At 59.0% G+C, this 10,499-nt stretch carries 8 protein-coding genes; 5 read left to right on the top strand and 3 right to left on the bottom strand.

The genetic code is table 11. The annotated features are described in order from the left end of the window. The first annotated feature begins 312 nt into the window (after positions 1-312). The 4 genes from mexE to tal all read left to right on the top strand — a co-directional run bounded on the left by mexE (position 313) and on the right by tal (position 7,300). Positions 313-1,557 (top strand): multidrug efflux RND transporter periplasmic adaptor subunit MexE, encoded by a 1,245-nt coding sequence (gene mexE, locus AAAB16_RS07555; protein WP_340662793.1) that lies wholly within the window; start codon positions 313-315, stop codon positions 1,555-1,557. Positions 1,558-1,584: 27 nt separating this feature from the next. After that, on the top strand, positions 1,585-4,764 hold the full coding sequence (locus AAAB16_RS07550; RefSeq protein WP_340662792.1) for an efflux RND transporter permease subunit: 3,180 nt from the start codon (positions 1,585-1,587) through the stop codon (positions 4,762-4,764). Next, a complete protein-coding gene (locus AAAB16_RS07545) occupies positions 4,761-6,167 on the top strand; it encodes a TolC family protein (protein WP_340662791.1) in 1,407 nt (468 codons plus the stop codon). Before AAAB16_RS07550 ends, AAAB16_RS07545 begins: the two co-directional genes overlap by 4 nt. 206 nt (positions 6,168-6,373) lie before the next feature. Beyond that, entirely contained in the window at positions 6,374-7,300 is a 927-nt protein-coding gene (gene tal / locus AAAB16_RS07540; RefSeq protein WP_340662790.1) for a transaldolase, read from the top strand. Positions 7,301-7,373: 73 nt separating this feature from the next. Here the strand turns inward: tal and rssC are convergent, their stop codons facing one another. Next, the gene (gene rssC / locus AAAB16_RS07535) at positions 7,374-7,856 is read right to left on the bottom strand and encodes an anti-sigma factor antagonist RssC (RefSeq protein WP_110614304.1); all 483 of its coding nucleotides are present in this window, start codon (positions 7,854-7,856) and stop codon (positions 7,374-7,376) included. A 43-nt stretch (positions 7,857-7,899) separates the two neighbouring features. After that, positions 7,900-9,084: a two-component system response regulator RssB gene (gene rssB / locus AAAB16_RS07530; RefSeq protein WP_340662789.1), complete on the bottom strand. Its 1,185-nt coding sequence runs from the start codon at positions 9,082-9,084 to the stop codon at positions 7,900-7,902. Between the two features lie 218 nt (positions 9,085-9,302). Between rssB and AAAB16_RS07525 the strand changes: the two genes are divergently transcribed. Further along, a complete protein-coding gene (locus AAAB16_RS07525; protein ID WP_340662788.1) occupies positions 9,303-9,602 on the top strand; it encodes a PilZ domain-containing protein in 300 nt (99 codons plus the stop codon). 66 nt (positions 9,603-9,668) lie between these two features. On the opposite strand, the gene AAAB16_RS07520 is transcribed toward AAAB16_RS07525, so the two are convergent. Further along, positions 9,669-10,370, bottom strand: coding sequence for a VacJ family lipoprotein (locus tag AAAB16_RS07520; protein ID WP_340662787.1), 702 nt, complete (start codon positions 10,368-10,370; stop codon positions 9,669-9,671). Between the last annotated feature and the right edge of the window lie 129 nt (positions 10,371-10,499).

Genomic DNA, 10,499 nt, shown 5'->3' with positions numbered 1-10,499 from the left:
CGCCACGATCGGTAGGGTGTGCTGTGCGCACCAACGTACACCGGCAGATTCTGGGTTCCCGCCTGCGCGGGGACGACGCGGTTTTGCCGCCTACCCCGTCATTCCCGCGAAGGCGGGAATGCAGAATCCGCCATGGATCGGATTCGGTGCGCACAGCACACCCTACTGGCGCTCGCTGTACGAACTATCAACGCCACGTGTAGGAATCATCATTCAGACTGATATTCATCTTCGGCTTGTTCGATTCGTCTGACGTCACATGCCGCCATCACACTCCGCCCATCCTAAAAAACCTATGGCGGAGTCCCACCGATGCATCAGTCCCTTTTAGCCTTGCGTTATCCCTTAGCCGCCCTCGCCCTGATCGTTATCAGTGCCTGTGGGAAGGCGCCAGAAGCCACGGCCCAGCTACCAGTGGCGAAAGTCAGCGTCGCCGAGGTGCTGCAACAACCTATTAATGAGTGGGACGAGTTCACTGGCCGCCTGGAAGCGCCAGAAGCCGTTGATATTCGTCCTCGCGTTTCCGGCTATATCGACAAAGTCGTGTTTACCGAAGGCTCGTTGGTGAAGAAAGGCGATTTGCTGTTCCAAATCGACCCGCGGCCGTTTGAAGCCGAAGTGCGTGGCTTGGAAGCGCAGCTGCAACAAGTCAAAGCCAACCTGTCGCGCACCGACAACGAAGCCAAGCGCGGTGAACGCCTGCGTGCCAGCAACGCCATCTCCGCGGAATTGGCCGACGCCCGTACCAGCGCCGCGCAAGAAGCCCGCGCTGGCGTGGCGAATATTCAGGCGCAGTTGGAAAACGCCCGCCTTAACTTGAGCTTTACCCGCATTACCGCGCCAATTGACGGCCGCGTCAGCCGTGCCGAAATCACCGCCGGTAACCTGGTAAACGCCGGGCAAACCCTGCTGACCAGCGTGGTGTCCACCGATCGCGTGTACGCCTACTTTGATGTGGATGAGCGCGTATTCCTCAAATACAACGAGCTCGCCCGCCAGGGCCAACGCGGCCAGAACAGCCCGGTGTACTTGGGCCTGACCGGTGAAGAAGGCAACCCGCACCTGGGCCAGATGAACTTTGTCGACAACCAGGTCAACCCGAAAACCGGCACCATCCGTGGCCGCGCCGTGTTCGATAACACCGACGGGCGCTTTACCCCAGGCCTGTATGCCCGCCTGAAACTGGTTGGTAGCGCCACCTACAACGCCACCCTGATCAGCGACGAAGCCGTGGGCACTGACCTTGGTAAGAAGTTCGTCTTGGTGGTCGATGCCGAGCATAAAGCCGCCTACCGCGCGGTGGAGCTGGGGCCGAAGCTGGAAGGCTTGCGCATCGTGCGCAGCGGCTTGGCTAAGGGTGACCAGATTGTGGTGAAAGGCCTGCAACGCACTCGCCCAGGCTCGCCGGTAGAACCTCAGGTCGTGCCGATGGCTAGTGAAGCCACCATTGCCGCCTTGGCGCAGCAACGCCAAGCGCTGGAAAACAACAACGCTGCACAAGCCAAGGCCGACAAAGTCGTGCAGAAGCTCGCCAGCACCACCCCGGCGCGCGGCTAAGCCGGCTGGCTTAAAGGATTATTTGCGATGAATTTTTCCCAGTTCTTCATTTCCCGGCCGATCTTTGCAGCGGTGTTGTCCCTGCTGATCCTGATCGCCGGAGCCATCTCACTGTTCCAGTTGCCGATCAGTGAATACCCGGAAGTGGTGCCGCCAACCGTGGTGGTACGGGCCAACTTCCCAGGCGCCAACCCCAAGGTGATCGGTGAAACCGTAGCCGCGCCGCTGGAGCAAGCGATTACCGGCGTTGAGAACATGCTGTATATGTCCTCGCAGTCGACCGCCGACGGCAAAATCACCCTGACCATCACCTTCGCCCTGGGCACCGACCTGGATAACGCGCAGGTACAGGTGCAGAACCGCGTAACCCGCACCCAGCCCAAGCTGCCGGAAGAAGTGACGCGCATCGGTATTACCGTCGACAAGGCCTCGCCCGACCTGACCATGGTTGTGCACTTGACCTCGCCTGACAAACGCTACGACATGCTTTACCTGTCCAACTACGCCTTGCTCAATATCAAGGACGAGTTGGGCCGCCTCGGCGGCGTGGGTGATGTACAGCTGTTTGGTATGGGCGACTACTCCCTGCGGGTGTGGCTCGACCCCAACAAAACCGCGTCGCGCGGCCTGACGGCCACCGACGTCGTTACTGCCATTCGCGAGCAAAACCGCCAAGTGGCCGCCGGCCAACTGGGTGCACCGCCCTCGCCTAGCAGCACCAGTTTCCAGCTGTCGGTAAACACCCAAGGCCGTCTGGTAAGTGAAGAAGAGTTCGAGAACATCATTATTCGCTCCGGCGAAAACGGTGAAATCACTCGCCTGAAAGACGTCGCCCGTATCGAACTGGGTTCCAGCCAATACGCCCTGCGCTCGTTGCTGAACAACGACCCGGCGGTGGCCATTCCGATCTTCCAGCGCCCAGGCTCCAATGCCATCGAAATCTCCAACGAGGTTCGGGCGAAGATGGAAGAGCTGAAGAAAGGCTTCCCGGAAGGCATGGACTACAGCATCGTTTATGACCCGACGATCTTCGTTCGCGGCTCTATCGAGGCGGTGGTGCACACCCTGTTTGAAGCGCTGATTTTGGTGGTGCTGGTTGTAATTCTGTTCCTGCAAACCTGGCGCGCTTCGATCATTCCGTTGGTGGCGGTGCCGGTATCGCTGATCGGTACCTTTGCCGTGATGCACTTGTTTGGCTTCTCGCTGAACGCGCTGTCGCTGTTCGGCCTGGTATTGGCCATCGGTATCGTGGTGGACGACGCCATCGTGGTGGTGGAAAACGTCGAGCGAAATATCGGCCTGGGGCTAACGCCTGTGGAAGCCACCAAGCGCGCCATGCGTGAAGTGACCGGCCCGATCATCGCTACGGCCTTGGTGCTGTGTGCGGTGTTTATTCCGGCGGCGTTTATTTCCGGCCTTACCGGGCAGTTCTACAAACAGTTCGCCCTGACCATCGCCATCTCCACCGTGATTTCGGCCTTTAACTCGCTGACCCTATCGCCAGCTCTGGCTGCGGTGTTGCTGCGTGATCACGACGCGCCGAAAGACCGTTTCTCCAAGGTGCTGGATAAGCTCTTGGGTGGCTGGTTGTTCCGTCCGTTCAACCGCTTCTTCGACAAAGCCAGCCATGGTTACGTCGGCACCGTGGCGCGGGTTATCCGCAGCAGCGGTATCGCCCTGGTGATTTACGCCGGTCTGATGGTGCTGACCTATGCCGGCTTCTCGTCGACACCAACCGGCTTTGTACCGCCACAAGACAAGCAGTACCTGGTGGCCTTTGCCCAACTGCCAGACGCCGCGAGCCTGGACCGTACCGAAGCGGTGATCAAGCAGATGTCGGAAATGGCCATGAAGCAGCCAGGGGTTGCCAATGCCATCGCCTTCCCAGGCCTGTCGATCAACGGTTTCACCAACAGCCCGAACAGCGGCATCGTGTTTGTGGCGCTGAAAGACTTTGATGAGCGCAAAGACCCAAGCCAGTCGGCGGGTGCCATTGCGGGCGCCTTGAATGCCCAGTACGCCGGTATTCAAGAAGCCTATATGGCGATCTTCCCACCACCACCGGTACAGGGTTTGGGCACCATCGGCGGCTTCCGCTTGCAGATCGAAGACCGTGGCGGCCTGGGTTATGAAGCGCTGTACAACGAAACCATGAACATCATCACCAAGAGCCAAAGCGTGCCGGAACTGGCGGGGCTGTTTACCAGCTACCAAGTCAACGTTCCGCAGGTAGACGCGGCCATTGACCGGGAAAAAGCCAAGACCCACGGCGTGGCTATCAGCGATATCTTCGACACCCTGCAGGTGTACCTGGGCTCGCTGTATGCCAACGACTTCAACCGTTTTGGCCGTACCTATCAAGTGAACGTGCAGGCTGAACAGCAGTTCCGCCTGGAAGCGGAGCAAATTGGTCAGCTGAAAGTGCGCAACAACCTCGGCGAAATGATCCCATTGGCGACCTTCCTGAAGGTCAGCGATACCTCGGGCCCTGATCGCGTGATGCACTACAACGGCTTTATCACCGCCGAAATAAACGGCGCAGCGGCGCCGGGCTACAGCTCCGGCCAAGCGGAAAAAGCCATCGAGAAATTGCTGAAAGACGAGCTGCCTAACGGCATGACCTACGAGTGGACTGACCTGACCTATCAGCAAATCCTCTCCGGCAACACCGCGCTGTTTGTGTTCCCGCTCTGCGTATTGCTGGCCTTCTTGGTGTTGGCGGCCCAATACGAAAGCTGGAGCTTGCCGCTGGCGGTGATTCTGATCGTACCGATGACGCTGTTGTCGGCCATTACCGGGGTGATTGTGTCCGGTGGCGATAACAACATTTTTACCCAGATAGGTCTGATCGTACTGGTGGGCCTGGCCTGTAAGAACGCGATTCTGATCGTCGAGTTTGCCAAGGATAAACAGTTGGAAGGTATGAGCCCGCTGGCAGCGGTGTTGGAAGCCTGCCGTCTGCGTCTGCGGCCGATTCTGATGACCTCGTTCGCCTTTGTGATGGGCGTAGTGCCCCTGGTGTTCTCCAGCGGTGCGGGTGCAGAAATGCGCCATGCCATGGGTGTGGCGGTGTTCTCCGGCATGCTTGGGGTGACCTTCTTCGGCCTGCTGCTAACCCCGGTGTTCTACGTACTGATCCGTAACTTTGTCGAGCGCCGCGAATCGCGCAAAGCACCTAAAGCGCCTGCACTGGAGGCACACGCATGAGCTTGAAAGCCTTCACTCCCGCCCTTCTTGCGCTGGCACTCAGTGCCTGCGCAGTGGGCCCGGACTATAAAGCGCCGGAAACCGAAGCGGCGAAACTGACCGCCGCCCAGGGCAACTACGACCGCAGCAAATTTGAAGTGAGCTGGTGGCAGCAGTTTGACGACCCCACCTTGAATCAGCTGGTTAGCCAGTCGCTACAAGAAAACCGTCAACTGCGCGTGGCCTTCGCCCGCCTGAAAGCCGCCCGCGCCATTCGTGATGACGTCGCCAATGATCGCTTCCCGGTGGTCACTAGCCGCGCCAGCAGCGAAAACGGCAAGGCCCAGCAACCGGGCGTGACCACCGAGCGTGTGCGTAATGAACGCTACGACCTTGGTTTGGATATGGCCTGGGAGGTCGACTTGTTCGGCCGCATCCAACGCCAGCTGGAAGCCAGCGACGCCGAGCAGGACGTTGCCGAGGCGCAGTTGTATCAACTGCAAGTCAGCCTGATTGCCGAGTTGGTGGATGCCTACGGCGAACTGCGCGGCGCTCAGCTGCGGGAAAACATTGCCCGCAGCAACCTGAATAACCAGCAGGAATCGCGCAACCTCTGCGACACCATGCGTGAAGCCGGTGTGGGCAGCGAACTGGACGTGCTGCGCGCCGATGCGCGCTTGGCCGCTACCGAAGCCACCCTGCCGCAGTTGCAGGCTCAAGAAGTGCGTTCGCGTAACCGTATCGCCACCCTGCTGGGTCAGCGGCCGGAGCAACTGAGCGTCGACCTCAGTCCTAAGGACATTCCGGCCATTGCCAAAGCCTTGCCGATTGGCGATCCGGCGGAGCTGCTGCGTCGTCGCCCGGATATCCGCATTGCCGAGCGGCAGTTGGCGGCGGCTACGGCTAATGTCGGCGTGGCCACGGCGGACCTGTTCCCACGGGTGAACGTTGCCGGTTTCCTTGGCTTTACCTCGGCACGCGGCTCGCAATTGGGCTCTTCGGCCGCGCGAGCTTGGGGTGTGGCGCCAACCATCAGTTGGGCGGCGTTTGACCTGGGTAGCGTGAGAGCGCGCATCCGCAGTGCCGATGCTGACTCCGAAGGCGCCCTGGCCAACTATGAGCAACAGGTACTGGTGGCCTTGGAAGAGTCGGAGAACGCGTTCAGCGATTACGGCAAACGTCAGCAGCGTCTGGTGTCGTTGCTGCGTCAGAGCGAAGCCAGCCGCGCCGCCGCGCAACAGGCGTCGATCCGTTACCGTGAAGGCACCTCAGACTTCCTCGTGCTACTGGACGCTGAACGTGAGCGCCTGGCGGCCGAAGACGCTCAGGCCTTGGCCGAGGTCGAGGTGTACCACGGCATCGTGTCGATCTATAAAGCCTTGGGTGGCGGTTGGCAGGCCCCGACTAACGTCGCCGCTCGCTGATGCTAAAGGGCGGCCAGCAGATTGCTGGCCGTCCTCATAGGCTCTACAAACTGATACGTTTTCGCCAACATTTTTGCGGTTTTCGCCGGTTAACTGGCGCATCGGTCGGCCAACGTCAAAAACACTGAGGAATGTCACGCCGCAGACGTTGAGCGGCGCTGGCGCGTCGGGTAAGGTCTAGGCACTCGTTACCACAAGGCCGTGTCATGACCTCCAAACTCGAACAACTCAAACAGTTCACCACCGTCGTTGCCGACACCGGCGATATCGACGCCATCGCCCGCCTGAAACCGGTCGATGCCACCACCAACCCTTCCCTGCTGCTTAAAGCGGCCGCCATGTCCGGTTATACCGAGCTGCTCAATGATGCCGTGGCCAATTGCGATGGCGATTTGGGTCTGGCCAGCGATCGCTTTGGCGTGGCTGTGGGCAAGGGTATTTTGCAGGTCATTCCAGGGCGCATTTCCACCGAAGTGGATGCCCGCTTGTCATTCGACACCGAAGCCACCTTGGCCCGCGCCTATCGCCTGGTTGAGCTGTACGAAAAAGCCGGTGTTGGCCGCGAGCGCATCCTGATCAAAATCGCCTCCACTTGGGAAGGCATCCGTGCCGCCGAGCAACTGGAGCGCGCCGGCATTCAAACCAACCTCACCCTGCTGTTCTCCTTTGCCCAGGCAGCTGCCTGCGCCGATGCCGGGATCTTCCTGATCTCGCCATTCGTGGGGCGCATCTATGACTGGTTTAAAAAGGCAGAAGGCCGCGACTTTACCGGCGCAGAAGACCCGGGCGTGAAGTCGGTGACGCGCATCTACAACTACTACAAGGCCAACGGCTACAACACCGTGGTGATGGGCGCGAGCTTTCGCAACCTGAACCAGATCGAGCAATTGGCCGGCTGTGACCGCCTGACCATTAGCCCGGAACTGTTGCAGCAACTGTCGGAAGACAACGGCTCGCTGGAGCGGGTGCTGCGTGAGGGCAACCCAGGCGAACCGAAGCAAGTGCCAACTGAAAGCAGCTTCCGTTGGGCGCTGAACGAAGAAGCCATGTCCACCGAGAAGCTGGCCGAAGGCATTCGCCAATTCGCCCGCGACCAGGAAAAGCTCGAAGCCTTGTTGGCTGCCCGCCGCTAAAGGCAGCACAACAAAAAACGCGCGAGGGCAGTAAGCCTCTCGCGCGTTTTTTTATGCCTGCCATTGCCTTATATCAGCCGCGTTCCAAGGCATTGACCAGGTCGTGGAACTCTTCCCGATTGGACTCGTTAAGCCCCATCAAAATGCGGTGTGCTTCGAGCACTTTGGCTTTTACCACTTCTTCCGACTGATCTTGCGAGGGCAAGTCAGCCAGCGTGCCTGGCGCGGCCAAGGGCTGATCGACGATGTTGAACACCTGATCAAACCCCATAGATTGCAACAAGCGGGTGATGTCGGCGTGGGTGGTGACGACGGTGGGCAGCAGCCCGACCTTTTGCCGCGACAGAATCGACAACTTGGCCAGCAGGCCCAGCGTGGTGCTGTCGATGCTGCGGGTTTCCGTTAGGTCGATAACGATGGTGGAGAAGTTGAGGGCGGTGAAGATCTTCTCGATCGTTGCATCCAACGCCGAACAAAGCGTCAGGCGCACTTCACCCACAAACTTGAGCACGAATGTGCCGTTCTGCTCAGCAAACTGAATTCTACCGGTACTCATGCAACGGTACCCTTCCGGCTCATACGGCGCGCGGTCATACAGATCATGCAAGGTTCCTGCTTAACACCAGCAAGGCGATATCATCTGGCATCTCGGCGAGATTGGCCAGCCCAAGCACCTGGCGCAAGCCATCCAGGCTGCCACCTGCCGTGCAAACCAACTGCGGTAGCAACGCTTCCTTTTCTTTGAGTGTGTCGCTCGGCAAAAGGTCCAAAATGCCGTCTGAAAGCAGAGTGAGGCTGAAAGACTCAGGCAAATCGATCACATGATCGCTGTACGTCGCCTCATCAAACAGCCCTACCGGCAGGCCGCGGCCCTCCAGGTAGTGCGCCGTGCCTTCGCTGTACATGATCGGCAGCGGTAGGTGCCCGCCGATGCTGTAGGTCAATTTACCGCTCTGCTCATCAATCACGCCGCCCAACATGGTCACGTGCTTGCCGAGTTTGCAGTTGATCAAACCGCGGTTGATGTGGCCAAGCACATCTGACGGTTTGAATTCGGGGAGCTGGCCACCACGGCGCGACTCATACAGCAGCCGGGTAGTCATAAATTTCAGCAGTACGGTGATAAACGCTGACGACGCGCCGTGACCCGACACATCCGCCAGGTAGAAGGCGATACGGTGGTCATCGAGGCGGAAGTAATCAACGAAGTCGCCGGAGAGATACAGCGACGGAATAATCTGGTGGGCAAACTGCAAACCGTCCACGGTCCACGGCGTTACCGGCAGCATATTCATCTGCACTTGGCGGCCGGCGTTCTGGTCTTCCTGCAACAGGCTCAAGCTGGCCTGCAGCTCGCGGTTGGCGACTTCGAGTTTTTCCCGATAGCGCTGGTTTTCCAAGCGCAGATAAGCACGATCCAGCGCGCGGCGCACCGAGTGCTCCAGCACGGCTAAATCTTCGAGGGGTTTGATCAGGTAGTCGGCGGCGCCCAGGCGCAAGGCCTCGACCGCATCGCTCATCACGCCAGCGCCGGACACAACAATAACGGGTGTTTCCACCTCGAGAGCGTTGATCCGCCGGATGAGTTCTAAGCCGTCGACTTGCGGCATACGCAGGTCGCAGATCACCAAGTCAGGTTTTTCCTGCTCGAATATCTGCAGACCCTGCAAGCCGTTGCTAGCTTGCAGAACGCTGAAGCCACTGTCTTCCAAGTAAGCGGCCAAACTGGCGCGCACTACTTCGTCGTCATCAATAATCAGCAGCGAGGCACTGGAATTGTGCATGGGGTACCAGGCAAACGGCGCCAGGGGTGGTTGGCGTGTACGTCAGGCCGATCAGCCGCGACGCGTGTACTAGGGAGATCATGTCAAGGCGCAGACGGTACTCCCATCCGTGCGTCGATTCAAGCGTGCGCCGATCATCGTCTGAAGCCTTTACAGCTGAAAGTGGCCAAGGTTATAAGGGCCATCGGAGAGTCCATAAAAACCAGAGGAGCGGGTCAATGAGCCAAAGTGATCATGCCTACACCGAAAAACGCGACTACATCCGTATGCGCTTGGAAGCACCCGTCACCTTGCAATACGCTGGCCGCGACATTCCGGCCCTCTGCCTCGACCTGTCCAGCACCGGCATGCAACTGGAAGCCGAGAGCGACGCTAAGGTAGGCGATAAGGTCAGAGTCCATATCGCATCCGAACACAACGAACTACGCGGCCTCGACGCCGAAGCCGAAGTTATCCGCGCCTCGGCGCTGGATGGCGGCAGACAATCGCTAGGGTTGGCGATTCTCTCGATGAAGTGATGTTCAGCCCAATAAAAAAGGCGACCGTGGTGTCTCCTTTTTTATATCTGCCTCGGATGCAAGGCCTTAAAAATCGTCTTCAACTTCGCCGTCTTTGACCTTGAACTCGCGCATCTGCAGGTAGGCATTGCGAATAAACGAGTACTTGTCGCCGCTAATAAACTTCTCCGCTGACAGCAGGCTGGCGCGGGTATCAACTACATCCACGCCACGGGCAACGTTACGTGCCGGTACATCGTTGATGTAGGGATAGGGTTCAAGAAAGCTATCCGGAATCTTGCCGGAAGCATCACGCACGGTGCTTGGCCCCAACAGCGGCAGCACTAGGTAAGGACCGCTGTTCAGGCCCCATGCGCCAAGGGTTTGGCCGAAGTCTTCATCGTTGCGGTCCAGGCCCATTCTGGTGCCGACATCAAAGAAACCCAGCAGGCCGAACGTGGTGTTGAACAGCACACGGCTGGTGTCGATGCCCGCTTCTTCTACTTTGCCTTGCAGCAGGTCGTTGGCCAGATTGCCAACGTCGCCGACGTTGTTGAAGACGTTGTGAATGCCGTCTTCCAGAAACTGCGGCGTGATCGCTTGGTAGCCCTGGGCCAGTGGCTTCAGGGCATAAGTGTCGAGGGTGTCGTTAAACGTGAAGATCGGGCGATTGAAGCCTTCCCAGGGATCACTTTCCGCCGCCGAGGCGCCCTGAGACAGCAGTGCCAGGCCGGCACACAGGCAAAGCTGGCCAAAACGCGTGGCCCAATTGCTGGCAAACACTTCCATTGCGAGGCTCCAAACTTAAAACGAGGGATCGCGCCAGGCGCGCTGTTGCCAGCATAGGCGCAAACAAAAGAGTCGCAGAGTATAAGGGCTGCATCGGGCGATGGGCAGGTAACCGCGCAGAGAAAATCC

The organism is Pseudomonas sp., assembly GCF_037994325.1.
In the GTDB taxonomy this organism is placed as follows: domain Bacteria; phylum Pseudomonadota; class Gammaproteobacteria; order Pseudomonadales; family Pseudomonadaceae; genus Aquipseudomonas.
This window is presented reverse-complemented; position numbering and strand designations above follow the sequence as displayed.

What these genes read in the sequence shown, in the direction of transcription:
- mexE (WP_340662793.1), top strand. Translation starts at nt 313, where the DNA reads ATGCATCAGTCCCTTTTAGCCTTGCGTTATCCCTTAGCCGCCCTCGCC.
- AAAB16_RS07550 (WP_340662792.1), top strand. Translation starts at nt 1,585, where the DNA reads ATGAATTTTTCCCAGTTCTTCATTTCCCGGCCGATCTTTGCAGCGGTG.
- AAAB16_RS07545 (WP_340662791.1), top strand. Translation starts at nt 4,761, where the DNA reads ATGAGCTTGAAAGCCTTCACTCCCGCCCTTCTTGCGCTGGCACTCAGT.
- tal (WP_340662790.1), top strand. Translation starts at nt 6,374, where the DNA reads ATGACCTCCAAACTCGAACAACTCAAACAGTTCACCACCGTCGTTGCC.
- rssC (WP_110614304.1), bottom strand. Translation starts at nt 7,856, where the DNA reads ATGAGTACCGGTAGAATTCAGTTTGCTGAGCAGAACGGCACATTCGTG.
- rssB (WP_340662789.1), bottom strand. Translation starts at nt 9,084, where the DNA reads ATGCACAATTCCAGTGCCTCGCTGCTGATTATTGATGACGACGAAGTA.
- AAAB16_RS07525 (WP_340662788.1), top strand. Translation starts at nt 9,303, where the DNA reads ATGAGCCAAAGTGATCATGCCTACACCGAAAAACGCGACTACATCCGT.
- AAAB16_RS07520 (WP_340662787.1), bottom strand. Translation starts at nt 10,370, where the DNA reads ATGGAAGTGTTTGCCAGCAATTGGGCCACGCGTTTTGGCCAGCTTTGC.